This window comes from Microbulbifer mixtoriginis (SeqCode) (genome assembly GCF_052468275.1).
The window spans coordinates 4,290,094-4,316,382 of record NZ_CP174341.1; the positions used below are offsets into that span (position 1 = coordinate 4,290,094).

The following is a 26,289-nucleotide window of genomic DNA, read 5'->3' on the forward strand; positions in this document are numbered from 1 at the left end:
AAGTGGCGGGAGATTAAGAGGCGAGCTAGAATAAGTAAATTTAATTATATTGATACCTCATAAGAATATCTTATGTTAGATCTCAAACAGCTTCAGGCTTTTGCTTTCGTGGTAGAGGAGCAGAGTTTTGATAAGGCCGCCGCTTTGCTTCACGTCAGTCAATCTGCAGTATCCCAGCGAATCAAAGCGCTTGAGGGACAAGTCGGGCAGGCCCTACTCATCCGATCAACACCACTGCGCCCTACTGAAGCCGGTCTTAAAGTGCTGGGTTATTTCCAACAGATGCACCTTTTGCAACACGAGCTGCTAGCAGACATAGACCCGGAGGGCAGTAAAACCCGTTATAGCAACCAAAATAAGGTGCGTATCGCCCTTAACTCGGACAGCCTGGATACTTGGTTCCTTAAAGCCGTGACCCCCATCATTCGTTCCCACCACCTACTTGTTGACTTGAAAGTCGATGACCAGGAAGCCACCTTAGAGCTGCTCAAGAACGGAGAAGTCATTGGCTGTATTAGTTCGGTAACCAGTAACCTGCAGGGCTGCCAGTCCATTCTATTGGGACACATGGCTTACTACCCGGTATGCACTCCGGCTTTTAAGGCACACTACTTCTCGGACCCAGTCGATGTGGATGAATTTCGCTATGCCCCTGCAGTTGAATTCAACTATAAGGACCAGCTGCAAAGCCGATACTTAAAGCAGTTTTGGGGAATAGAGGCCGGCCAATACCCGTCTCACGAAATCCCCTCCTCTAAGGGATTCCTCAATTTTCTGACATTGGGCTTGGGCTGGGGAATGGCACCAGATATACAAGTGGAGGATTTATTAAGACAAGAGAAACTGATCAAGCTGACTCCAGATCAGCATCTGAAAATCCCCTTGTACTGGCATGTTTGGAATTTGAAATCCAAATTAATTAAAGAAATCACGCATACTTTGGCTGAGTATGCCCATAAAGCATTGCACCAGTAATCAGCACTGGTGCAAATAAATACTTGACCTTAGCTACGCCTCATCTCACTACCTGTTTCAAAACACCGAAATAGTTACTGGCCAGCTCAACATCATCGTAATAACCACGATCCTTTAGCAACTTATGCAACGCCCTGAGGTTATATGTGGGCACCGCCATGTAGGCATGATGTTCACAGTGGTAACTCAAACCTTCTGTGGGACTGACAAACAGAAGCCCTAAAATACCCCTAGGCACCGAACGCGTATTGTATTTTGGTTCCAAGTGGTAAAGATCTTTGACCCCAGCGTGTTCGGCGATCTGACGCATCCGAATAATAGCCATATACACGGTAAGATAAGCCACAATCCACAATAGATATAACTGCGGGACACCAAAAGCCCACAGTATGGCAAACATTACACTATTAACGAATAAACCTCGGGTTAACTGAAAATTCACTCGCTTTTTACGGCTTAGTAAGTCTCGCCCACTAAAAAATAAATATAAATTCGCTTTTAAACCAGTTAACCCCAAAAAATCTCTGGAAAACTTCCTAACCAAACTCTTTTTACTGACAGGATAATCCTTATAGTTTTGCAGGTCTGGATCTTGATCTGTACCGGCTTTGCGGTGATGCATCATATGACTTTTTATATAGGTTTCTCCATCCATTAACAAAAACGGTGAAGACAACCATTTACAAACAAAATTGTTATAGGCTCGAGTTGCGAAAAGTGTTTTATGACCAGTTTCGTGCATAATGGCTGCCAGGGCCTGCTGCCGCCCAGCAAGTAAAAATACTGCAACAATATAAGTTGCCCAGTGTGGCAATAACGCTGCTATGGTAAAAATTCCCATTATACCGAGCCAAGTGCTGACCACTATCCACCAGGCCTTGGCATCACTGCGCTGTAGGAATGGCTTAACCTCTTCTTTACTAAGGGGGATATTCATTGCAAGTCACCATTTTGTGATTATGTGTCAACACCTAACTTCTGCAATTGTTCCAACCAAATATTGCGACCGGTACGGTCATACTTGCGTACAATACTTTTAAGTTCCTGGTATTTATTTTGTGGCCTGATTACTTTTGGTAGTAAAGGGTCAGTCGCTAAACGATGGATAGCCTCGCCACCCAAGCGGCATGTTTCAGATAACGAAGCTTTGACAGGCTTTGATGCCAGGTTTGTAAGACTGCTCTCAAGAGCATCTATCAAGGCACCATACTCTCGATCTAAACGTTCAATATCCCACAAATCTTGTCCCCATTGATTAACCAGTGTGTCCGATACATCCTGCAAGACAAAGCAGTGCGCATTGGTTTCGAGACCTAGTGTAATCAGCATGTCGGTTAATTTTTGATGACTCAGTGTGAGATTATTGGGCCGCACCAATAGGTGATCCAGACCTTCGGCAAATCCATACCACTCAAGTACCATTAATGATTTCTTACGAACTGCACGTGCTGTTCTTTTAGGTAGGTGGCAGGCTATCCACCTGAAATCCCAGTTATCGTATTGAAAGGTATTGTTTTTCCAACGGTTTATAAAAGCGCGTTTGGACAGTGCTTTTTCTGTCAAACTGTAGATACCACGCCGATTTTGAGTGATCAGGCCGGTGCCCACCAATCTATTTAGTGTCACCCGTAAATTATTTTTGGAAACATCAAATGCATCAGATATGAAACCCAGCTGATTGGTTGCCAGTTCATGTCGCTTATTAACACCCATCAAATCCAATAGAATATTTTTGGGGGTAGGCTCATAGGTAAACTGATACATAGTGAATATTACGTCATTAGTCTTGAGATACCTTTTGTGTAATATTACAGAACCAGACCCAACACACAACACTTTGTAATTTTTATTTTAGAAAAAGTCATTTAAATCAACATAAACATTACCTGGATATTACTACAGGTATTCAGATCGCACTCTCACTTATTACCACCTAATAGCATTGCGATTAACAAAACACCCTAAGCATACCCATAGGATGACACTTTTCCCCACACCCTACTTAGACAAGCACTATACAAATCGCTTACCACTACTGAACTCCTTTAATTGTTGATCCAATTTACACAAAAAGGGGCCACCCATATAAACCACCAATCATATAAAATATATTATTCAAGAAATTAGCACCTCCCAAAATGACAAGCTTAAAATTAATTAAGCTCAATTGACTTTGCGAAAAACTTTTAACAACAAGAGGATATCAATCAGACCTCTAATGACAAACAGGCATTTGACATATGACCATTGATTAAAATCAACCTACCGAAGATCTGGAGCAACTTTCATTGAAAACCGACTGAAACTTTTACTGAGTGATCGCTACTAGTCCATATTTGTTTTAATCGCAGCTACAACTCACCTTGAGATTCCGGCCCAACAGCCTCAAGAGAAATCCGGGCTATTTAAAGTAAATTTACTCTAGGGCGTCATTCAATAAATATCATGCTGTTTCACTTTCCACTATTAAAAAAATCAAGCATCAAGATTAAAAAACGAAAAATAAATAAATTTTTCACTAATTAATTTACCTTCTCAACAGTCCATAAACCATCAATCATATTGCAATAAAATACATGTCACGCTTCACAGAATAACGGAAATGCCTCTCTATAATTCGCTCGATTTTATAAAAGTACAACGTGTAAAGTGGGTCTGATATGAATGATTCCTTCAAACTAATAACAGCTATCTGTTTATCCGCCCTCCTGGCTGCCTGTTCAGGTGGCGGGGGTGGTTCCGACAATGACAATAAAGGCACTCCTGAGGTTAGTGATGATGGAGGGATGAACCAAAATCCCAGTCCTGATCCCGACCCTGATCCCGACCCTGATCCCGACCCTGATCCCGATCCCGATCCCGATCCCGATCCCGATCCCGATCCCGATCCCGATCCCGGTGAAGATGGTTCCTTTGAACTCTCTTTGGAACAAAAACGTATCATGTTAGACACTCACAATGAGTACCGGGAGAGATGCGCGAAGGGTGAATCTGGAGAAGGTAACGGCCCAGAATCTGCCGGTAATATGCAGACCCTTTTTTGGGATGATGCTTTGGCAAAAATGGCCAAAGAAAGAGCATCAGCCTGCTATTTTGGTCACTTAAATGAGGCAACCGGTATTAGAGAGGCATTTGAAAAAGTTAAAGGTGAAGTATCTTTTGTATTGCCCGCTGGCAGTATTGAAATCGGAGAAAATGTTTCAATTAATATTTTTAATCCACCGGCATCGCAGTATGCTGCCGAGACCTGGGCCGGCTCAGTTAAATCTTGGTATGATGAAAGCTATGGGTATGACTGGGATAATGAATTCTGTCATGCGGAAACATGTGGCCATTGGGCCCAGGTATGCCATGGAGAAACCCGTTATGTTGGCTGTGCTGTAGCGGAATGCGATAGCATTATTGGTTCTAGTAACCCTGCCTATAACGATGGCGCACATGTGGTGGTATGTAATTACTTCCCCTCATTAGATAAGAGCCGACGTATTCCTTTCACCAATGGCTGGGGATATGAAACCTGTAGAACGTGCCAAAACTACGACCTTCCCTACTGTGTTGATAACATGTGTACAGGAGGGATAGCCAAAGATTGGAATGCCTCAGAAAAAAGAAACAAGAATGTAGATCAGTGTACCGATGGCTTGGGCAGAGATATAGTACCTTGTAGCTTTTACGATAATGAGGGTGTTCCCCCCCAGGTAACAGGGTTCAAATATAAATACTCTGAAGGAAAAGTAATATTATCATGGAATGAAGCCATTAAAAATGGTGGCACACATCACTATAAGATTTTCCGAGATGAGGAGTTTGTAGGTAAAACTCGCCACTTGACCTACAGTGACTCTGATTTAGGTCAGGAAAAAAATTATAGATATAAAATAATTGCTGTGGATCATGCTGATCAAAGAAGTCAGCCAGCATTTCTGGATGTAATTATTGATTAAGTTTACAAGGTCCTAATATAGCACTTGATGACTCAAGGGACTAAGAAGGTTATTAGGGTCTACCTACTTCAATTATCGTAGTTAGAATAATGAGTGTAGGCAGGCCCTAGTAAGAGTCTCAAGAGTTGTTCTTCGTAATAAAAATTGCAGCCAATATAAATTGGCTCAATGCGTACCTTGATGATATGACTTATTAACTCACCGATCTCTAACTACTAATAACTATTTTATCTGTCATAGAGGACCATAGTTTTAGCTTTTCCATAGTCAGAACTCTTTATGGCGGCTCTAAAGGATCTCTGTAGAATACGGTAGATTTTCCTTATCCGATGGGTAAGAGGGAGCTATATGGGCTTCCAGCCTATGCCATGGGAGGAGGCCATCCATTTGAGAAAGGAATTTTCCCTGCGGGTTTTAGGACGCTTCAAACGGTATCCTGCTTCGGCAAAGGTGACTTGGTGCATGATCTATCATAGCCTTGACTGATAACCGAATACTATTAGATTTGATCCGAATTATTGAGGCCCCTTAGAAAAGAAGGTAGCCTCCATGATAACTACCTCAATGTAGTTATCATGGCAGGGGTTTAGTACTACTAACACTTTAAGATAAGAGGATAAAATAAACTAAAGCACGTCATCTAAGTGCTGTAAGAAAGGTACTATTGTTTGATTCCTCACATCCTGACTCATATCTCGACCGATACTCGTATGATCCAAATTTACCCATCTCTGTGAATACCACCCTAGGTCAGTATCTTGAGCTGTATAAGCAAAAGAGTGAACCCCAGATAATTCAATGACCTCAGCCCCACCAGTCAACTGCCTAAGATATAAATTATCTTTGTAAGGAAATTGTGTATTGAGATCAGTGTAATAGCTTAAGTAACTAGAATTCATGGGATTACGATGGAATGAAGAAGTTACTCCCAACTCATTTTGGGTCCATTTACAAACACCATCAAAACTGTGTACAACAGTTCGTATATTACGAAAATCGGGATCAGCTCGTATAGCTTTCGCCAATCTCATAACGAGACAACCACCACGAGAAGAGCCCGCCAAGTAAATAGTCTCTAGATTGGAGGCATAAGCCTTTGACTTTAGCCAACTGAGGTATGCCTTTTCTATACGAGACTTCTCATTACCACTAATCATCTGGTTAAATTGTGTATCAAAAGCAATCGCCAAGAAGGTCTCATCTGTTGGAAAATGCTCTGAATCTAGCAACTGTCGAGCAAGTGAACGTCCATCTATACTGCGAGAGCAAGATCTCTTTAGTACTCCACAGTCTTTTTTATAGCCAGACCTCTGGCCTGTCACAGAACTTTCTGCACCATTTCCTGGTGGCTGTTGTCCTGCAGCAATAAATACTAAGTTTTTTACATCATCGCGTGCTGGGTTTTGCACTCTAGCAATCTGAGTATGAAGCTGACGGCTATTACTAACGCCCTCTATCTCCCAGGCTCGATACTCAGATAGGGTGTCTTGTTTGAGGCACCAAAATTCCTGGCAATACCGAACCCGCTCCAAATTCACCGAAAAATCCGACTTTGGCTCGAAAGCTTGAACCTGGGCAGAATTAAAAGCAATCGACAGCCAAAATAATTTTTTTATTATTTGAAATTTCATTATTCACCAATAGTGTACTTTAACAATCTAATGATCCATGGGGAGCCAAACCTCATATAGCCCTAATTACTGCCTTTAGCAATGAAGTAGACCGCAATTGAAAACTATTCTACTCCAAGCGAAAGAGCCATCCATGGCTCTCACTGAGGCAGTTACTACTCAACGGTTTCTGGATTATTTATATTCTCGGCATCAGATTTAGAAACATCAATATGCCGGAAAACTATTCTATCTACCTTAAATTTCTGTGAACGGCCTGACATCACCAGCTTATACGATTCGCCTGCTTTTAGCTTATAAACGGCGACACGTTTATTATCATGACCACCAGGATCAAATTTATTGCCAGATTCCCAGATGAATTTATTATGTTCTCCACCAAAGAACTTTGTATCTTTTTTTAATAGTTCCAGAGGAGCATCTTTACCATGACTATTCCCAGCATTAGGTCCCGCCTCATAATTTCCTTCAAGTCGAAAGTAAGCGTCATTTGCTAGGTCTGTACGAAACTCACCCTCATACACCAAGTTTTCTTTCGCAGCGTGCAGATGCAAATAGTACAAACCACTTTTTGTTATATTGAAAGTGTACTCCAAGGGAGATTTAGGTGGGCCGTTTAGTGGCGTATTACCATTAAACTCAAGATAACTGCTCCCTGTATGGCCGCCAATATCATTTTTCTTGATCCATTCACCTAGATTTGAGTAGGTATTTTCAGCCTCCATAATTACCAGGCCGTTTTGTTCCGTGTAGTCACCTTCAGGTTGATCTGGATTTAACTTGTCAAAATTCCAAATCGGACCGATATGACCACATCCTTCTTTACCTATATCCACACGGCCGGGACAGTAGTTTTCATCACCGGCATCATTTGCCGGGCCGTTACCACACTGAATATCATTGTATTTGGGACGGCCAGCCGATCCTGGGCCCGGGCCAATTAGGTCACAAGCTTCTTTAACCGTTATTGTTCCATGGTCGGTCGAAACCATAATATCGGCAATATTGTGGTCAAAAGTTGACTCACAAAAACATTGATCCCCAATAGAATAACTATCCATCCAATTAGTTTGAGGTTCGAGTAAAACATCATTAGGGTTAATTGGTAGAACTTTTACAATATCTGGGTGAACATTGCTATTTATACCTTCCGCTTTGATGACCACTGCCCAGTCCTGATTAGCTTCTGTTGGGGCAGTGCCAATACTATGAGTACCTATTCCGTCAAGTTGATTACCCGTTGTCAACTGGCCGCTTCTTGGATTGAACCAGTAAACCTTATAGGTATCCTCATTTGGAATCTCTATATTCGTTGTGCCACCTTCACGCAAGTAAACTAGATAAACATTACCGCTATCTGAAAGCACCCAATCGTTATTGGTTGAAGTTACTTCATTATCCACATTCAAACTGTGTAGATTAACTTCAAGTTGATTTTGCAAAATATCGTTAAAGAATTTAACAAAGTGACCAGTTTGCTCCCAATGGTTGTCAAACTCCCTTAAGTTCTCTACCGCTAAGTCATACGCGTGGCCGGAATTAGGATTTTTTAAATACCACTCAAATCCTGCACCACCTCCCATAACACTGCCCCACATCCAGTTGACCCTCTGAACTTGGGTAACCTCAGAATGGGGCACAGGCGCTTGCCCGCCGGAAGCTTCAGTGAAAGTAACATACCAAAGATGGTTATTATTCTGGGATTCAGTCAGCCACTTTCTACTCATCTGATAAGGGGCATTGCGATGGTTCGCATCGCTAGGAATATTATCAATTTGAATACTCGGTCCATTAAAATTACTATTTCCCAACAATGGCCGATAGTGCTGATCCCATTGGCCACCATACGTATGGAGCAGGGTGGGATGATCGTAGGGGTCTACATCCTTTAAATATTTAGCGATTGCCTTGTGTTGCTCTTGGCTAAGAGTGCTCTCCTCACCCATATTCCATTGTAGCGCCGGGTGATGTCCAAAGCGGGAAATCATCTCCCGGTAATATAATTTACGTTCAAGCCCTAAATTACCGTTATTCAGAACTTTATTATTCTCTGTTTCCTGCGTCATAAAGTGAATCAGCATGCCTTTACTGGTCATGTGATCCATTGCGACTTCCCACTGGTCTAATTTGCTGACATCAAAAGCCCGATGGTTACCATCATATACCGTCCAAGGATGAGCATCGCAACCATCACCACTCTCGGTGTTTGCCATGATATAAATTGCGTTGACATTTTTTTCAGCTATATAATTCACTAAACCAATAAGGCTTTTTCCTTTACCATCTTTCCAGGTAGGGTCTCCATTATTCCAATCACCAAGGTGGGGCTCAAAACTATGTAATATGCCTTTGCAGGAATTTACGTTATAGTGTTTTTCTGTATTATCAAAGCTTGAATAACCAAAAATATTTTCAGGGCTATCCATTCCACCTTCTATATATACCGACTTATCCCCCAGATGCTGCAAGTAGCGGGTTCCTTTTTTATGTACCAGTAATCCCTTACTCCTCATATCAAGCTCAGGTGCTGTGGATTGTAATACTGGGAAATAACCACTTTCACCATCAAATGAAATAGCATTACCTGCATTTGTATCTAGATCAACCGCAACCTGGCTCCCTTGTCTCATAGATATATCGAAGAACCATTTACCTGAAGTTGGCGGTGAAAAATAGGCACGCCACTTAGTTCCTTCAGTTGCACCTGTATTTGCTGAATTGCCATCAGCGGCGAAATGTCCAGGCACTGTGTAAGACAAGTCACCTTGTGTAAAGATCACGTTATATCGATAATCGGTAAACGTAGCATCATCATTTTCTGATGCATACAAATCATCACAAGTGATCGTTATACGGTGCCACTTTTCCAGCGTACCGGAAACAGTACAATGTTCACTATGGCCGATATCATCCGGGTCAACTGGACCCGGAGGATCTGTTGGATCTGGGTCTGGATCTGTAGGATCGGTTCCATCATTCTGCTTTACAGTAAATGTAATTGAGGCACTGGTTCCGGCAGTGCCTGCCCCATCATCCAGAGAATAAGGTGTTGCGGTAAGGGTGTAAGTTCCAACTGCGGGGGTCCAATGATTAAAATCACCCTGATCATCACCAAATAGAGCATAGGGCGAGACATTTTCAGTCATATTGTGCGTCTGAGCCCCTGCCAACTCAAATATTACACTCTCTGCCTGATCACTATTTGCCCTAATATTTAACTGGCTTCCAACCTGGCTTAGATATATCTCTGCACCATCGGTAAGTGAAAAAATATCCGAGTTGCCCTGTGAATTGACCAGAGTGAAAGACGATATTGCTAATCCATTCCCAGGGTCCGTTATATCAGAACCTATCGAAGGAGGCGGGCTCTCATTATCAGATTCCCCAGACGACGAGTCGCCACCACAACCAGCCAATGTGGCGGTAATCAGAAGTGCCAAAGGCAAGCTACTGTTATTCATTTCCAGTTTTCTCTACTTTAGAAGTAAACAATTATTTACTAATTACAGGATTTAATAGGCATATAGAAATTGGCTACAGCATGCAGCACTGGCCAGATACTAAATCGCTCAGATACATACCTACCGTGAATTCAGTCACATGTAATCAGGACTAGTTCCACAGCTTATAGATTGGCGAAAAAAACTATTTTTTTTCATTTTTCTCAAACAAGAAGGTTTTGATCCACCTTCACTTTAATAGCATTAGAATTACCCTTATCAAATCCTTAAGCCAACCAACAAACCGACAAAAAGATTCCGAATAGAACCAAAAGAACCATTGGCTCCAACAAGATAAAATAGTGAGAAAAAGATGAACAGTGCTAAGAAATTATTCGACGGAGCGGGAAATCTGGACGATGCTATACCTCATTCAAAATATACACCTACGAGAAAATTATCTGTTACGATAGAAGAGATTACTTAACCCGATAATTTATAGATTCAGATCATATTAAAAGCTTTCGCGCGATATTACGATAGCGCTTTTATTTTAACTCCCGATATATATTAAACCATTTTTAATTTATATCTCCGCAGACTAGACAAATTGGAACACCAACTGCTCCGCAAGGATCAACTAAAATTGGAAGCGTTACCGCCAGCGTAGTAAAAATTATACTTTGTAAGTACTGGAGGAATTTAATCTCACCAAACCCAAATCGTCAGTCAAAAAAACTGGTTCAAAATCACACTTTAAGTGTTAAACTCATACTATAATGGCGTCGCTTTATACATTAACTTAAGAAATTCACTAAAATAATTTATTTGTCATTTGGCGACCAATTTCATAGATTATTAGCAGTACAAAAAAAATCAGTATGACTACCAATAACCAGGAACTTTATGCTTCTGAGCCAACAGGCTTGGCAACTTCCACTTATCGTCACGTACTATACTGGCAACACCTAGGGTTTCCAAAAGATAAGTTAAAGAATATATATGGTGATCATTACTCTGAGTTTCAAAACCTACAACATCGTGTACCAGTGAGGCTGACTGGACAAGCACTTCAAGAGGTATCCGACTACTTCAGTGATAACACCATAGCGTTTCGTACTGGTCTAGATGTGTCAATTTCCAGCATCCAAGCATTTGCTCATGTCTTAATGGCTTGCCCTACTGTCAGACATCTTGTTAGCCTCGGTACGCAATTCCAACAACTGGGCACACAAGGCTATCAAGGGTTATTCAGTGAGGGGAATGAACGCTCCAGCTTTGATATTTTAATTCCTAGCTTTTCGCCTCTCACCACACAACAAGTTGAATTGAATATTGGAGTCATTTTTAAGCTGATTTCAGATATTGTTGTCGATTATGAAAGCTGCCATCCGGTTATTCACTTTGCTCATCATAATTCCGAATTAATGAATAATGCCTCCTCCTTAATTAATATTCCCATTGAATTTGGGCATAAAAAAAATTGCATTAGCTTTGATAACTCCATTCTTGATAAACAACTATGTAGCCCAGGAAAAACCTCCCTTGACTTTAATAAGCTCACTGCAAAGAAGCAGCTCCAGAAGATGAAGTCAGATGAATCATTACCCAATCGATGTAAAGATATTATCAAAGATTATTTATCAGAGGGTGCAGCCAACCTGGATTTCTTGGCAGACATACTGCAAATTAATAAGCGCTCCTTACAGATTCGCCTAAATGCACAAAATACATCTTTTAGACGTTTATTGGATTTAGCCCGGAGAGAAAAACTGAATTCACTGGATATCCAGTCCATGGACAAGTTACAAGTCGCAAAAGAATTAGGGTTCTCAACAATTATAGCGTACGAAGAATCCTACAAACGCTGGAAAAACATTTGATCAACCCTATCAAATAAAAAATAAATAAAAGAAAAAATCAACACACTACCAACCAAGACAATCTTATTTAAACTCTAACTGTTAATTCTACAGCCCACGAAAATACTGCCAGCGAGCTTATAGATGTCATTCGATCTATATTGCTCGCCCCCAGAAATTCAACCATCTATTCTCCGACAACTCCTATGGAACTTTTCAGATCATGTTTTTTTCAACTGAAATTTTAAGAGTGAGCCTAGGACCAATCTTCTATTTATGAAACTCTGGAGAACGCCAGCATCTTCATAAGTCGAATCAAACACAATTAAGCCACCTAGAAGCAACAAAAATCAGGAATTTTCAAACCACTAATGATTACCATCAATAAAGGAAATTAACCACCCCTAAATATAAAGGCTCACATTTAACAATATTAGTGGCGATGTACCTCCCCCACTAAACACCGATCAATATCTCCCGGAGCACTTTCTAATTGCCTCAATTGCTTTTGGCTCTCCAATAGAAGAATATTATTCGCTTGGTATTTAGGTTTAAAATCCATTAATTGCTGGTAGGCAGCCTGATAAATGCCCTTCGCTTCAGCACTCATCAAAAAATCTGTAATCGTGCTGCTAAACAATAAGCGATGACTGTAAAATGCCCCTTCAAGCTGGGCCCTCTGAAGTAAACTAGATGGCTCTGAAGAAATATTTCTAGCTCGATAATTTGCAGGAACCTCTATTTTACAAACATTTTCCACATGCGGTTTCGACTCAAATTTATATCTACAATCAGACTTAAAACTCTGCTTCAGCCTTTCTATATTCTTCCCAAAATCCGGATCTGATTGGCCATATATAACTCTAGAGACCTCAAGAAAAATCATCATACCTCCACACATCATACAGGGCTCCAGAGTGCTGTAGATCGTAGTATCATTAAGGTAATTAGTCTCTTTCCCTCTACATTTACTGCCGATACATTGCTGCATTAATCGCACTTCAGCATGTTGGGTTTTATCTCGACACAAACCAACTGCATTGCGCTGTACTCCTATAATTTTTTCCTGCACATTGTCATACAGGACTGCCGCAATATTGTAGCCGCGCTTCTGTTTTTCTTTTGGCTCCACCCAATCAAGGTAAGCTACCGAGTAAGCAAGCAGCATGAGTATCTCGTCTTTCTCCTGCTGAACAACTGAGCTGGGCGGCAACTCAGCCTGAGCACCCATGGCAATAATCCCAAAATATAACCAGCAAATAAAACGCAACATAAAATGTCCGAAGTATTCTAACGGTTTAAAGCCACTCCCTAGCTAAAGCAACCACAGTTTTTACCCGCGCCGGTAACGCCTTGTGGCGACGTGTAATTAGAAATAAAGTCTCAGTGATGGAGTTCGCCAAGCGATGAGGCTTAATTTGCGCAAAATTATGAAAGGCATTGACTGCATGAGCGGGTAATACCGTAAAACCCAAGCCCATACTGACCGGTTCCAAGATCAGGCCAATTTGGTTACAAAATCCCTTGAGTTTAAACATATCTACATGCTGGAATTCTGAGAAATTTGCCCCCAGTAACAAGCCCGCTTGATGAGCACCATCTGGGTGACCGATATAACCCAACTCTAGCAACACCCTCCAACTCAACTTCTTGACTGACGCAGGGGTCACAAGCAGTAATTCTTCACTGCCTACTGGCTGACTCGCTATCTCCGCCATTGTTGACGGATTAGTTACAAACCCAATGTCTGCCTTATAACCAAGTATGGATTCTTCCACAGCCTGATTAGGAGCAAAACGATAGTCTATGGTCAGTTTCGGGTGTTCTCTTTGCAGGTCCAGTAATTTTGGATAGAGCTTTAGACCCACACTACCTGGGGATTGAATACTCACTTGTCCCTCATAAGCTGGATCTTCGCCAAGTCGTTGACCCAATGTAGATAGGGATTCGACGATATCTTGTGCCTCTAGGTATAGCTTTTCGCCTGCCTCGGTCAGGGTGAATTGTTTCCCCTGCCGATGGATCAGCGCCAACCCAAGGAAGTCTTCCAGGCGGCGTAAGTGTTGACTAACGCCAGATTGGGTCATATGCAGGTGCTGCGCCGTTTTGGTAAAGCTACCTAGCTCCACCAAAGTACAGAAACTACGCAGCCACACAGGGTTAATCATTACAAAAGTTACTCAAAAAAATTACAAATCATAATTATACGTAATGATCTGGGCACAGTAACTTATGCGAAAGTAATTGTTGGAGAGTGACTAATGAAGAGTGTTTATCCGAGAAACTTTTCTCATATCGGTATTTCAGTGCCTGACTTGGAAGCTGCCGTTAAGTTCTACACAGAGGTCATGGGCTGGTACCTGATTATGCCACCAACGGAAATCAGTGAAGATCACAGCGCCATTGGTGAGATGTGTACCGATGTCTTTGGAGCCAAGTGGGGTAGTTTCCGCATCGCTCACCTTTCCACCGGCGATCGTATCGGTGTGGAACTATTCCAATTTCCCAACCAGGAAAACCCAAAGGATAATTTCGAATACTGGAAAACCGGCGTATTCCACTTCTGTGTTCAGGACCCGAACCTGGAAGAACTGGCAGAGAAAATTGTCGCAGCTGGTGGTAAAAAGCGTATGCCAAAACCCAGATATTACTATCCAGGAGAAAAGCCATATCGCATGATTTATATGGAAGATCCGTTTGGCAATATTCTGGAAATATACAGCCACAGTTACGAACTGATTTATAGTAGCGGTGCCTACAACTGATTCTACAGTGAACCGGCACCGGTACTTCCGGTGCCATAATCAGCATTTGGTTGATCGCTGGCAGTTTGTATTGCTAGTGCAAGACTTTATTGTCTGAGAGGAAATCAGCAATCACCTTGCCTAAAACCGAGTGTTGATCCTCGTCTAAATGAATACCATCCCGTTCACTGACTTTGACCCACCTATTTGCATCCAGAAATAAGGTACCCAGATCGTTAGAGACTTTTTCCAGCTCCTGCGGGAAACCTTCACAGCGTTTTTTCGCACCAGTAAATTTATAGCCAATAATGCCGCAAGGATTGTTGATCGTTAGGGGAGCAACAATTAGAACCTTAGGTACTGGCATACCCGGCTCGATAGGTGCACTGCGAATTACGGAGACTAGCTTAGCCACCCCCTGGGCAGACATACTGGCTTTATTATCGTGAGTATCCTGGAAATCATTGGTGCCCAACATTAGGATTACACAATGCAATGGGGAGTGCATTTCAATCACCTGTGCCAATCCCTCAACACCCCGCCGGCCCTCACGAAATGGATCGTCCCAAACGGTCTTGCGACCATTCAGGCAATTTTCAATCACTCGTACATTATGCTTATTTTCATTTAAGTGGAACTCCATAACTCCAGGCCAACGCTGGGCAAATGTCATGCGCTGTCGCGTATCCGGAATGATGCCCCAGGAAACACTATCGGAATAAACCAGAATATTATCCATCTTGCCGACCTCCTTCCTTATATTTGGGGAACTCACTTACAAAGAGATTCCCGAACTTTATGGACAAAGGGGCCAACTCCTAAGGAAATGTAAGCCCAAGCTAAATTTAAACTCTAGTATGGCACCACCAAATGCGCTATTCCCCGCAAAGTTAGACGTGAAATAATCAACGAACTGACACCACAAACAGCAATAGCTGCCGTTAACGGCAAAGGCGTGCCATCAAAAACCAGACTGGTTAAAACAATAGCCAATGCTCCGAGCAACATTTGTAAAGCGCCACCCAGGGCTGCGGCAGTACCAGCAATGGGGCCATGTTCTTCAAGAGATAACACCATGGAAGTGGGAATAACCAGCCCAAGGAATATATTACAGGTCAACAACATTGCCACCAGTAATAAAAATTGATCATAACCCCAAAACACAACCATACACATCACCATAGAGCTGATGGCAAAACCAGCAGTAGCCCACTTCACCACCGCCACTGAACCAAAACGGGCCCCCAGGTTTGCAGCAAACTGACTAGAGATAAAGAAACCCAGCGCATTTAAGGCAAAAGCAAGGCTGAACTCCGTTGGTGTCAGCCCATAAAAATCGGTGTACAGGAAAGAGGCCGTGGCAAGGAAAGAAAAAAAGCTGGCGATACCCAAACCACCGATGCTAGTCAGACCCACATACACAGGGTCGCGCAGCAATGTCGAGAAAGCGCCAAGCATGGCATTTAAACGAAATGGTACACGGTGATGATGATGTAAGGTCTCCGGCAAGCTGGTTACTGCCAGCAATAAGCTGGCCAGGGTCAGCAAAGCAATCAGTAAAAATACACTGCGCCACCCAAAAGGGACTATCAAGGTACTGCCTATCAGCGGGGCGAGCATCGGCGATATAGAAATAACCAACATCACCGTAGTCATTAAGCGAGTGGCCTGGGTACCAGTGTAATAATCTCGAATCACTGCCCTGGGGATCGACATCACCGAAGCGGCACCAACGCCCTGTAAAAACCTTAGAGCGATCAGCGCCTCTATTGAGGGCGCCAGAGCACAACCGATAGAAGCCAAGGTAAAAAGAACCAATCCAAAATACAGCGGTGGCTTTCTACCAAACATGTCCGAAGCGGGGCCATAAAATAGTTGGCATACCCCAAAAGCAACAAAGTAAGATATCAGGGTGTACTGAGCAGCCTCTATAGGGGCTCCCAAATCCTGGGCGATATCCGGTAGGGCCGGCAGATACATATCAATAGCAACAGGCCCAACACAGCTCAATAAGCCCAGAATGAGTGCCATCTTAATAAAATTCAACTTCATAGAATGTCCAATAAATCAGGCTCGGAAATACAAAAAAATCGAAATGTCGCTATCAGGAAATAACCTGATGCTTCCAGAGTAAATTCTCTTATTTCATTCAAGCTAGCGCTCTTGCAGTACAGAATACCTGCCTAGGTATAAGAAATGCGAACACAAACGTTTACAGCCCAAAAGTCGGCTCAACCTCGCAATCTTTTTACTCCCCAATTCCCACAGTTATTCAGTGGCAACTAAAAGCTCTATCGCCCAGAAGTACTGACCATTTCCTAAAAGCCTATACCGACCGGATAGTCGGACATTAAGATTAGCCAAGGCAAAAGTTTGGATGGCGATGATCTAGGAGGATAGCGTTCAAGACGCTGGGGGTTAGGTAAAAATAGATGAAATTATGCGTCCGCTCCCCTATTGACCCTGTTTAGCCCTCCTGATGATGGGGTAGAAATATGTTCGAATCCTATATCTCACTAGCCAGACTGCAGTTTCCTATCGGTGGTTTTATCCGTTTACAGAGAAATCAGAAATTGTGGCACTAGAAAAACGCCGCAGGAATCACTCTGTACCCAGTTGGTCATTAGCGGCTGCAAAAGCCGAACGTTTGCCCCTGCGCTCTCGCCACCGCTTTGCCCCACAAATTCCTTTGCGCACTCGGCCTGCACTCAACCGGCGGCAGCAAAAAACCCCTTTGTTTATTGCCCACACGCCCTGTTGGGTAATCACAATGTATCCAGAGGGCGAAACTGTAAATCGGTTACTGGGAACCCTAAAATCTCAGCGCCTTCGTGCCAGCCAAGTCGCTGGCGTTGAAGGGCGCAATGGTATACCCAAGCTTGAGGACGATGAGGTTCTCTGTAACGCCATCACGCGTTGGCGTCACTTATGTGAGCTGAAAAGTTCTGAGATCGGTTGTTATCTGGCTCACCTTCGCGCTATTCGTCAGGCTTATCAGGCCGGTCTACAAAGGGTATGTATCCTCGAGGATGACGTTCAAGTGGAAGGTGACTTTGCCAGAGTATTGGCGGAGCTGGAGCGATTGCCCCCAGAAGTGGAAATGATTCGTTTGATGGGCCTGAAAGTACGCAAGCGCAAAATTATCCGATCCCTCAATGATGGTGTGCACAAGCTAGTTCGCCCAGAGCGGGGTTGGTGCGGGGCCCAGGGTTATTTGATCAATCGCTGTGGAATGGAAAAGGTTCTGAGGTATGCCAGGCGGATTTTCGAGCCTATCGATAAGGTCTTTGATCACTTTTGGCAGTTTGATCTGAAGCTTTATGGTATCGAGCCCCATCTACTATGGGAAACCGAACACATTTCCAGTATCGAAAAATCTAACGTCCACAAGGCCAAGGTGGCCCGTTGGCTTTATTGGCTACACCCTTTTGGCAAGCTGTGGCGCAGTATTGAAAGACATAGCTACCTGTATCGTTTTAAAGGCGATTTTTACCCAGCAGAGAAACCAAAGAAACGCCCAGGGCGCACTGCCCGAATGAAACTCTAATTCAAGAGATAACCAGGGCGCCTCTGAATAATTCCGTGATGCCTCTGGGTTTCAGAGCCGTTCTCTATCAAAAAGTGGCTTTGCACAAATATCTAAGACCTTTCAAGAGAACACAACGCATAGTGTGAACACTCCACAAGGCCCGCATAGATCTTATGGAATTATTCAGTGGCTCCCTAGATATCCCAATAGCGCTGCATTTTTAAAAACATGAAAGAGGCCGTCCAGGTAATCATGACCAACCCCGTTAAAGCCTCTAAGCCAGCAGTGAAGCGTAGATGCCCCAAAGGCTCAATATCGCCAAAGCCAAGGGAGGTATAAGTGGTAAATGAGAAATACGCACAATCAAGCAGGCTGCCGTTGAAATTACCTTCTAGTGTGCCGAAGTAAGGCGAATTCACCATAAAGTAATAGCCGTAGGCGAAGAGCCAGATTTCCGCTACGTGAGCCAAAAGGGCACCAAACACCCCCAACACTATGGCAAAGTTGTGCCGCACCGGTAGCCAGCGCCCCAGGTGCACCAAAGCATTGAGGACTTCATGATGAATCAGCACCACAATAGCAACAATGATGCTGTTCACCGCAAAGGCAAAAGCCAATTCAGCGTCGATCATGGAAAAACTCGCGCACCAGCCTCCCGGCCTCTTCAGCCATCACACCAGACTCCACAGAAATTTTATGATTGAAGAAACCAGCTTCACCAAGCTTCAGCTGGCTTTCCACCACGCCGGCACGTGGCTCTTTGGCACCAAAAACCAAACGACCAACACGCGCATGCATCAAGGTTCCAAAACACATAGTGCAGGGCTCGATAGTGACGTAAAGCGTGGTATTTGGCAGGCGGTAGTTTTGCTCTGCCTCCGCCGCGTGACGTAATGCGACAATTTCCGCATGAGCACTGGGGTCACAGTTGCCAATAGGGCGATTACTGCCCTCGCCAATGATTTTACCTTCCCGCACCAATACGGCCCCAACCGGTACTTCTCCCCGCTCTGCGGCAAGCTCGGCTAATTCCAGGGCTCTGCGCATAAACGCATAGTCTTTAGGTGTCGCCATAACTCTTTCTTAGACCTCTACTACAGGGAGTACCAACGCATACACAAAGTATTTCGCTGTCATTTCTACTAGATTATTTTCTCTTGATGAAACGACGAACAATAAAATCCGCCTCGAGAACCAGGCTTTCCTGCTCTTCCAGCTCCGCGCGAGCCTCTCGATTGCCCTTCCAGGCAAAAGGCGTCATCGCGAGAAAATCCGCAATCGCTTCGTGCCCGCGCAATTCAAAAGGAAAACAGCAGCGTAAATCGACCTCGGGATACAGCCCCTCAATCAACTTTGGGGCTGGGTGTTTACGAGGCTCCCGGTAGAGGTGTCCCTTCAAACTCCACAAGTGATCCGGACCGGGAGAAACATCCAGCAAATGCCCCCCCTCCTTTATTACCCTAAGCATCTCAGTATCCGGTGCAGGCGCAAAAATACGTAAGAGGTGATCCACGCTATTTGAAGCCACTGGCAGGTTGGTATTGCTGGATACAACAAACTGAGCACCACTGTCGGCTTTAGCCGCCATACGGACGCCTGACTTGGAAATATCTACCCCGGCCAACGCATGGCCGTGCCATCCGGCAGACTCCAACTGGCGTAAATAGTAACCTTCGCCACAACCGATATCCAAAAGCCGGCGCCCAGACTGGTAGGGCAGCAGCGCGGTAATCGTGTCCACTAGTGGGCGATAATAGCCCGCCTTGAGAAAGCGGCGACGGGCATGCAGCATTTCTGTGGAATCTCCCGGGTCCTTGCGCCGCTTGCGATAGACGGGTAACAAATTAACGTAACCCTCCCGCGCGCGATCAAAACTGTGCCGGTTACTGCAGTGCCAGGTATCTTTACCCAGCGTCAATGGCGTTGCGCAGAGGGGACATTGCCAAATCATTCAACTTCCTGAACTTGTGTATTCTTCATCATTGAGGGAGGGGTGCGCTGTAAAATAAGATCCGCTGCCTTCTCCGCAATTGCGATCACCGGTGCATTGGTATTACCGCTGATCAGGGCCGGCATTATGGAGGCGTCCACAACCCTCAGTCCATCTACTCCATGTACTTTTAACTCCGCGTCGACTACTGCGAGATCATCATTGCCCATCTTACAAGTGCCCACCGGGTGATAAATTGTCTCGGCATGCTGACGAATATAGTGTTTGATGGAAGCCTTGCTGCTGAGCTTATGCTCCGGCAGCCAGAGGCGCTTCTGGTAGCGTTGTAAATCTTCCTGGTGGATGATGTCCCGAGCCATTTCGAATGACTCCAGCATCACCTGCATATCTTCAGGCTCGCTAAGATAATTGGGTTGGATACTCGGCAGGGCCTTGGGATCCTCTGTATTGAGAGTTATTTCACCACGGCTTTTGGGACGCAATGCACATGCATGCAAGGTGTAACCATACCCCGACTGTTTATTGAAACCGTGTTCAAAGGATGGCACTGCCGTGAAGTGGAATTGTATGTCCGGGCGGCCGTTGGCCAAGGTTGAACTCGCGAATCCCCCCGCTTCGGCAACATTACTGGTCAATGGGCCCCGATTCAGGAAGAACCATTCAGGCGCACGCATGGCGTGCTTCACTCTCGCCCACAGATCATTCGAAAAAGTGATTGGGTCTGAGGTCTCCACCACCTGAGAGATATCGAGGTGGTCCTGAAGGTTTTTACCCACCCCTGGCAGGTGGTTCTGCGGCAGAATATCAAACTTACGCAGCTCCTCTTGTGGGCCAATGCCTGAGAGCAATAGCAAATGCGGGGTCTGTATTGCGCCTGCGCAGAGTAATACCTCCTTATTGGCCAATATTTTTTTACCATTGAGCAATTCCACCCCCACAGCCCTGTCACCTCTCAATATCAGCCGAGCGACTGGACTACGCGTGAGTACTCGTAAATTGGGACGCTTTTTTATCGGATGTAAATAGGCTGCAGCAGCAGAGCACCGCCGACCTCTGCGCTGTGTTACCTGGTAAAAGCCCACTCCATTCTGCTGGCTGCCATTAAAATCACTGTTTGCCCGGTGTCCAGCAGACTGAGCTGCGCGCAGGAAGGCTTGCCCAGACTCAGTTTTCCACTTCAGATCACTTACCGTGAGCGGTCCATAGCCACTATGGTGCGCATCACTACCACGCTCATTGCCCTCCGAGAGAAGAAAGTAAGGCAATAAACTACGCCATCCCCAGCCTGCATTACCTGCGGCTTCCCAGGCATCATAGTCCTCACTTTGACCACGGATATAAACCATCGCGTTAATCGCGCTACTGCCCCCGAGAGTACGGCCTCTCGGCCAGAACAATCGACGCTTGTTCAGGCTTTGCTGTGGTTCTGTGTAATGGTGGAGGTTATAGTCTGTGCCTGACATCAACATCCCGATACCCAGGGGCATGGATATCAACGGACTGCGATCCGGGGGCCCTGCCTCGAGCAGGCAAACACGATGCTGCTCATCAGTACTCAGCCGGTTGGCCAATACACAGCCGGCAGAGCCGGCACCTACGATCACATAATCAAACACCATTTGAGTGGACATGGGACCTCAGCACCTTTGCAGCTGGATTTTCCTCGACGGTACACTCAACCTCGTCAAAATTACAGAGATGAAGGAACGCAAAGATGAGGGATTGCGAATTTAGTGACAATAAAGTCCTACGCAGCTGGCACAATAATGCCGGCGAGTGGGTGAAGGTGGTGGACCGGGGAACAATACCCAGCCGCAGGCTGATCACCGACCAGGCAATTTTTGAGGCTGTCCTTGCGCATAATCCCTCCAGCGTGCTGGATATTGGCTGTGGTGAAGGATGGCTATCCCGTCGCCTGGCAGCAGAGGGCATGGATGTCTGGGGGATTGATGGCGTGGACGAATTAATTAATGAAGCCAAGCGCCGAGGGCAAGAACGGCAACAATTCCGTACTGTTTGTTATGAAGAGCTAGATCCGCAGGCATTTGAGCGTAAATTTGATTTGATTGTATGCAACTTCTCTCTGATTGGGGAGGAAGCCACCAATGCCATTTTTCACAGGGCTTGCTCCCTGCTCAACCCACAAGGGTATCTACTCCTCCAAACTTTACACCCCCTACTCTCCTGTGGCGATGAAAAGTACCTGGATGGATGGCGACCGGGTTCCTGGCAAGGTGTAGAGGGGGATTTTCAGGAGGCAGCGCCCTGGTATTTCCGCACACTATCAAGCTGGACCCAATTATTCATCGAACATGGATTGATGCTCACCACCCTGCAAGAACCCCTCAACCCAACCACCGGAAAACCTGCCTCATTAATCCTGGCAGGACAAGTTTGCCCTTAACCCCTAAAGCAGTTACTGGCGCCAGTTTTTGAATGCCCGGTTATCAGCGTAGTCGCTTTCAGCGACATTTTCGCGCTCAAGTCTACTGAAAACCCACAAGCTCCCCTCAAATACGGCGCTCAAAGCAAGACCGTTTTTTCATCAATCATGGCGCACCAATATCAAAAAAATAATAAAAAAACATTGGCGCTCTCCTGATCACAGCTACGACTGCTTGGACAAAAATGGAAAAGGGTCCAATCCATGCGGCTTTCAGGGATGTTTCCGACAATTTGCGACTGTCCAGTAAGTGAAGTAGCAGAAGCCGCCTATTTTCTATGGGAAAACGCTTCGAGGTGGGTATCCCATAATAAATTCAACGACCGCTTGCGGCCTTCCGAAATGAGATGCAACACCTGGGGTAGATAGAATGGCACTCTGCAGTTTCAGAATCAGACCGGGCAAATCCTTACCCAAAACAGTTGGATTACTGCTATTTCCCACCTGTTGTATCTGCTCAGCGGACGAACTTTTTATCCCCGATTCTCAACAAGCCCTAAATATACAATCCGTGAACCTATTTTTCTCCGACAGTGCCTTCGCCATGGACAATGCTGCACTATTCCAAGCCGCAGATTATCTTCGCAGTAATTCCATGAATAGTACGCAACGACGCCTCAACTACCAGTGGCTACAAATGCATACCTACCCCAGTGAGTTTCGACCAACCACTGGCGGTAAGGCACTATTCAAAATTGTTAAGATTGGTTTAGATACCTACAAGCAGCGCAACAAGAGCACGGTGCAGAAAAGTATTCTGCGTTACACCACCAACCGGGGCAAGATAGGTAACTCGGTAGATTATGGCATCAACCTTTCTGACGACAAATTCAAGATTTCTTTCGAGTACGAATTTTAGACCTGGCAGACGACTTGCCCTTGCCCTCCCCTAGTTTTGTTAGAATCTCCGCCAATCGATTTTGGCGGAGATAGCCGTGAGCAGCTCAAGTACCCCTTCTTCATTTCCCGAACTTCCAATCGCCAGCGTCGGCCGGCGCTTGGCGGCCCTGATGTACGACCTGCTAATCCTGATGGGACTGATGATGGTATACGGCTTTATAGCCCTGCCAGTGGCCTCGGTATTTGGTGGGTTAAGCTGCCAGCCAGAAGCTATGGATTACAGCCCATGTGTCGGCGGACCAATTTATCAACTGGGCGCTCTAGCGGTGATCGCCGGCTACTTCTTCTGGTCCTGGCGGGTAGCCGGACAAACTGTGGGAATGCGCGCGTGGCGCTTGATCGTGGCGAATCCAGATGGCGTACAGCTTACTTGGCGCCAATGTATCCTGCGAGCCATTGTCGCCCCTCTCTCTATCGCCTGCCTGGGCCTCGGCTACTTTTCCGCCTGGGCCCGCTCCGACAAGGCTACTTGGCACGACTTGATTTCAGAGTCTCAAGTGCGCCTTTTACCCAAAAAGAAGAAAAAAGGGTAACCGCCAACAAATTAGGCGCAAGGGGCCCTATCGGGCCCGCTTGAGTAATAGCCAGCCCGCACCAAAACAAAGAAGAACCGGCAGCAGTACAGCCAGCAGTGGTGGAAAACCAAAAACTAGTGAAGAGGGGCCGAGTATCCCCTGCACAGTTTGGAAGATGATCCCCACCATAATCCCGGTAAACACTCTCAACCCGGTGGTTACTTCACGCAGTGGGCCAAAGATGAAGGAAATTGCCACCATAACCAAACTGGCAATGGTCAGTGGTTGCAATATTTTCTTCCAAAACTCCAGCCAGTAGCGCCCGGAATCTTCCCCCTTACGATCCAGGTAAGTACCGTAATCCCAGAGGTTGCGCGGGGAAAGATCCGAGGGCAGCGGCACGATCAGGGCAAACAACTCCGGCGAGACCTCCGCTTTCCATACATTGGTTGGCAGGTCTTTACTCTGCGTATCTTCCCCCAGGAACTGGGTGCTGCGACTATTCTTAAGCAGCCACTGCTCATTCTGAAACTGCCCCCGTTCAGAGAACTCCACCCATTGCAGCTCCCGGTTATCCGCAAAGTGGTAACGGGTTACGCCATAGAGTTCACCATCTGGCAGGGCAGCATTAAAGTGCACAAATTCGCCACTGTCTTTTAACCACATACCACTTTCGAGGCCACTTGCTTCGAGCTCACCCAGGGCGCGTGCTTTGTTGTTCTCGGCGATTACATTGGTCTTGGGAATCACAAACTCCGCCAGGGCCAAACCGATAAAAATCAACAGAATGATTGGTTTCATTACCGCCCAGGCAATACGGCCGATAGAGACACCAGCCGCACGCATAACGGTCAGTTCACTGGTGCCTGCCAGTGTTCCCAGCCCCACCATACATCCCACGAGGGCGGAAAAGCCCAACTGCTCATAAATACGCCCTGGCAATCTCCACAGGACATATTGTATTGCCTGGCTAAAGCCGTAATCGCGCTTGAGGTCTCCCAATTGGTCGATAATGGCGGAAATAATATCCAGGCCCAGAATAATCAATAGCACCACGAAAACCGCTAGGGCGATGGTGCGGCCAATATACATATCCAGCTTATACATCGGCCGACTCCTTAACACCTTCCGGCAATGGTTTGGGTTTAGGGCGCCAATTCCTCGCCGCCAGAAGCAATAACCCAATCAGTAGGAAGGGGGGGTGTACCAACCAGATCACCGCGGGGTTGGCAAACTTGCCATCCTCTACAGCCCCGCGAACCCCCTGCAGAACCACCAGGTAAATGAGGTATAGGAGTATCGCGGGGAACATCTTGATAAAGCGTCCCTGGCGGGGATTAGTACGCGATAGCGGTACCGCCAGCACCGCAACCACCAACACCAACACCGGCAAACTCAAGCGCCAGTAGAGGTAGGCCGTCTCCCTGGGGTTGTCACTGCCAATCAGCTGCGTAGTAGGGGCCGACTCAATTTGGTCGCGCCAACGACTGCGCAACCGTGGTGGTTCCATTAGTACCTCGTAGCTGGAAAACGACATCTGCCTGTATTCCCGCTGTCCCGGTACGCCCTCGTAACGATAGCCATCGCGCAGTACCAGGTAGCGCAGCCCCGTTTCGGGATCGATTTGCTGGACCCCTTCTTTGGCGCGAGTAACTACCTGGCGATTCGCCTCAGTCTCAGCTTCCGTGGCCCTCAACTCGGCGAGGAACACTCCCAGCATGGTGGACTTATCCTCACTCAGGGCCTCTGCGTAATACACTGCCTGGCCGCCACTGGTGGATATAAATTTCTTCGGTATCAGGTGATCAAACTCATTGCGGGATTTTTCCGCGTTGAGCATCAGGTTGGAACGCTCGGCACCAGCGGGGGTGAGGTACAAACTCATTGAAGCCACAAACAAGGCCACTGCCAGAGCCGGTGCCAGGGTGTAAAACAGCAAACGCCATTCGCTGAAACCACAGGCGTGCAGCACTGTCATTTCGCTCTCTATATAGAGGCGCCCATAGGCCAAAAGAATCCCGACGAATAACCCTAATGGCAATATCAATTCCAGGAATCCCGGTAAGCGGTAGGCCATTAAGGAGAAAAGGATATTAGCCGAAAGGTCCCCTGCGGCGGCTTCCGCAAGGTATTTCACAAATCGGCCACTCATCACCATTAATAGCAAAACTGCGCTGACCGCCAGCGTGGCAAACAGCAGCTCGCGGCAGAGATAGCGGAAAATAATCACAGGGCGAACGAATTCCTTGGTGACAGCGGTGTGATGAATTGGACTTCAGTCGAACAAGTTGCCCACTAGGTACAGCAATCCATAGACGAGCAGGTTAAACTTGTGCGACGCATTATCACTAAAAA

Annotated in this window: 22 protein-coding genes; 8 read left to right on the forward strand and 14 right to left on the reverse strand. The window is 45.7% G+C overall.

The genetic code is table 11. The features are described 5' to 3' along the window. Positions 1–72: 72 nt before the first annotated feature. Positions 73–975, forward strand: a complete 903-nt coding sequence (locus ACJJIC_RS18855) for a LysR family transcriptional regulator ArgP (protein WP_444885796.1) — start codon at positions 73–75, stop codon at positions 973–975. Positions 976–1,015: 40 nt separating this feature from the next. Here ACJJIC_RS18855 and ACJJIC_RS18860 read toward each other — a convergent pair whose 3' ends face one another. Then, complete coding sequence (locus ACJJIC_RS18860; RefSeq protein ID WP_445357642.1) at positions 1,016–1,816, reverse strand: fatty acid desaturase family protein; 801 nt, start codon at positions 1,814–1,816, stop codon at positions 1,016–1,018. 116 nt (positions 1,817–1,932) lie between these two features. Then, positions 1,933–2,739, reverse strand: a complete 807-nt coding sequence (locus ACJJIC_RS18865) for a hypothetical protein (RefSeq protein WP_445357643.1) — start codon at positions 2,737–2,739, stop codon at positions 1,933–1,935. Positions 2,740–3,635: 896 nt separating this feature from the next. Between ACJJIC_RS18865 and ACJJIC_RS18870 the strand changes: the two genes are divergently transcribed. Beyond that, positions 3,636–4,919 (forward strand): CAP domain-containing protein, encoded by a 1,284-nt coding sequence (locus ACJJIC_RS18870; protein ID WP_445357644.1) that lies wholly within the window; start codon positions 3,636–3,638, stop codon positions 4,917–4,919. A gap of 626 nt (positions 4,920–5,545) precedes the next feature. Here the strand turns inward: ACJJIC_RS18870 and ACJJIC_RS18875 are convergent. Both ACJJIC_RS18875 and ACJJIC_RS18880 read right to left on the reverse strand, forming a co-directional pair. Further along, on the reverse strand, positions 5,546–6,550 hold the full coding sequence (locus tag ACJJIC_RS18875) for a hypothetical protein (RefSeq protein WP_445357645.1): 1,005 nt from the start codon (positions 6,548–6,550) through the stop codon (positions 5,546–5,548). A 155-nt stretch (positions 6,551–6,705) separates the two neighbouring features. Further along, positions 6,706–10,011: a DUF5060 domain-containing protein gene (locus ACJJIC_RS18880; protein ID WP_445357646.1), complete on the reverse strand. Its 3,306-nt coding sequence runs from the start codon at positions 10,009–10,011 to the stop codon at positions 6,706–6,708. 860 nt (positions 10,012–10,871) lie between these two features. Here ACJJIC_RS18880 and ACJJIC_RS18885 point away from each other — a divergent pair. Next, positions 10,872–11,873: an AraC family transcriptional regulator ligand-binding domain-containing protein gene (locus tag ACJJIC_RS18885; RefSeq protein ID WP_445357647.1), complete on the forward strand. Its 1,002-nt coding sequence runs from the start codon at positions 10,872–10,874 to the stop codon at positions 11,871–11,873. Positions 11,874–12,285: 412 nt separating this feature from the next. On the opposite strand, the gene ACJJIC_RS18890 is transcribed toward ACJJIC_RS18885, so the two are convergent. Then, positions 12,286–13,125, reverse strand: a complete 840-nt coding sequence (locus ACJJIC_RS18890) for a nucleoside deaminase (protein ID WP_445357648.1) — start codon at positions 13,123–13,125, stop codon at positions 12,286–12,288. 25 nt (positions 13,126–13,150) lie between these two features. Next, positions 13,151–14,020, reverse strand: a complete 870-nt coding sequence (locus ACJJIC_RS18895; RefSeq protein WP_445357649.1) for a LysR family transcriptional regulator — start codon at positions 14,018–14,020, stop codon at positions 13,151–13,153. A gap of 93 nt (positions 14,021–14,113) precedes the next feature. Here ACJJIC_RS18895 and ACJJIC_RS18900 point away from each other — a divergent pair, with 93 nt between their 5' ends. Beyond that, a complete protein-coding gene (locus ACJJIC_RS18900; RefSeq protein WP_252084890.1) occupies positions 14,114–14,617 on the forward strand; it encodes a lactoylglutathione lyase family protein in 504 nt (167 codons plus the stop codon). 73 nt (positions 14,618–14,690) lie between these two features. On the opposite strand, the gene ACJJIC_RS18905 is transcribed toward ACJJIC_RS18900, so the two are convergent. Both ACJJIC_RS18905 and ACJJIC_RS18910 read right to left on the reverse strand, forming a co-directional pair. Further along, entirely contained in the window at positions 14,691–15,335 is a 645-nt protein-coding gene (locus ACJJIC_RS18905; protein ID WP_444885805.1) for an SGNH/GDSL hydrolase family protein, read from the reverse strand. 113 nt (positions 15,336–15,448) lie between these two features. Beyond that, positions 15,449–16,648 (reverse strand): multidrug effflux MFS transporter, encoded by a 1,200-nt coding sequence (locus tag ACJJIC_RS18910; protein WP_445357650.1) that lies wholly within the window; start codon positions 16,646–16,648, stop codon positions 15,449–15,451. Positions 16,649–17,171: 523 nt separating this feature from the next. Between ACJJIC_RS18910 and ACJJIC_RS18915 the strand changes: the two genes are divergently transcribed. Next, positions 17,172–18,143 carry a glycosyltransferase family 25 protein gene (locus tag ACJJIC_RS18915; protein ID WP_444888256.1) on the forward strand — a complete coding sequence of 324 codons (972 nt, stop codon included), beginning with the start codon at positions 17,172–17,174 and terminating at the stop codon, positions 18,141–18,143. 176 nt (positions 18,144–18,319) lie between these two features. Here the strand turns inward: ACJJIC_RS18915 and ACJJIC_RS18920 are convergent, their stop codons facing one another. The 4 genes from ACJJIC_RS18920 to ACJJIC_RS18935 form a co-directional block, all read right to left on the reverse strand. Beyond that, positions 18,320–18,757: a potassium channel family protein gene (locus ACJJIC_RS18920; RefSeq protein ID WP_252084886.1), complete on the reverse strand. Its 438-nt coding sequence runs from the start codon at positions 18,755–18,757 to the stop codon at positions 18,320–18,322. After that, positions 18,744–19,199, reverse strand: a complete 456-nt coding sequence (gene tadA, locus ACJJIC_RS18925) for a tRNA adenosine(34) deaminase TadA (RefSeq protein ID WP_252084885.1) — start codon at positions 19,197–19,199, stop codon at positions 18,744–18,746. Before tadA ends, ACJJIC_RS18920 begins: the two co-directional genes overlap by 14 nt. A 73-nt stretch (positions 19,200–19,272) precedes the next feature. Beyond that, a complete protein-coding gene (locus ACJJIC_RS18930; protein ID WP_445357651.1) occupies positions 19,273–20,076 on the reverse strand; it encodes a putative RNA methyltransferase in 804 nt (267 codons plus the stop codon). Continuing rightward, positions 20,073–21,707 carry a GMC family oxidoreductase gene (locus tag ACJJIC_RS18935; RefSeq protein WP_445357652.1) on the reverse strand — a complete coding sequence of 545 codons (1,635 nt, stop codon included), beginning with the start codon at positions 21,705–21,707 and terminating at the stop codon, positions 20,073–20,075. Before ACJJIC_RS18935 ends, ACJJIC_RS18930 begins: the two co-directional genes overlap by 4 nt. A gap of 83 nt (positions 21,708–21,790) precedes the next feature. On the opposite strand from ACJJIC_RS18935, the gene ACJJIC_RS18940 reads away from it, so the two are divergent. The 3 genes from ACJJIC_RS18940 to ACJJIC_RS18950 all read left to right on the forward strand — a co-directional run bounded on the left by ACJJIC_RS18940 (position 21,791) and on the right by ACJJIC_RS18950 (position 23,952). Next, positions 21,791–22,480, forward strand: a complete 690-nt coding sequence (locus ACJJIC_RS18940) for a class I SAM-dependent methyltransferase (protein WP_445357653.1) — start codon at positions 21,791–21,793, stop codon at positions 22,478–22,480. 409 nt (positions 22,481–22,889) lie between these two features. Beyond that, complete coding sequence (locus ACJJIC_RS18945) at positions 22,890–23,378, forward strand: hypothetical protein (protein ID WP_445359698.1); 489 nt, start codon at positions 22,890–22,892, stop codon at positions 23,376–23,378. 76 nt (positions 23,379–23,454) lie between these two features. After that, positions 23,455–23,952, forward strand: a complete 498-nt coding sequence (locus ACJJIC_RS18950) for an RDD family protein (RefSeq protein WP_444888252.1) — start codon at positions 23,455–23,457, stop codon at positions 23,950–23,952. Positions 23,953–23,979: 27 nt separating this feature from the next. On the opposite strand, the gene lptG is transcribed toward ACJJIC_RS18950, so the two are convergent. Both lptG and lptF read right to left on the reverse strand, forming a co-directional pair. Next, positions 23,980–25,041 carry an LPS export ABC transporter permease LptG gene (gene lptG, locus ACJJIC_RS18955; protein WP_445357655.1) on the reverse strand — a complete coding sequence of 354 codons (1,062 nt, stop codon included), beginning with the start codon at positions 25,039–25,041 and terminating at the stop codon, positions 23,980–23,982. Continuing rightward, a complete protein-coding gene (lptF, locus tag ACJJIC_RS18960) occupies positions 25,034–26,164 on the reverse strand; it encodes an LPS export ABC transporter permease LptF (protein WP_444888250.1) in 1,131 nt (376 codons plus the stop codon). The genes lptG and lptF overlap by 8 nt, the downstream gene beginning before the upstream one ends. Positions 26,165–26,289 lie beyond the last annotated feature (125 nt).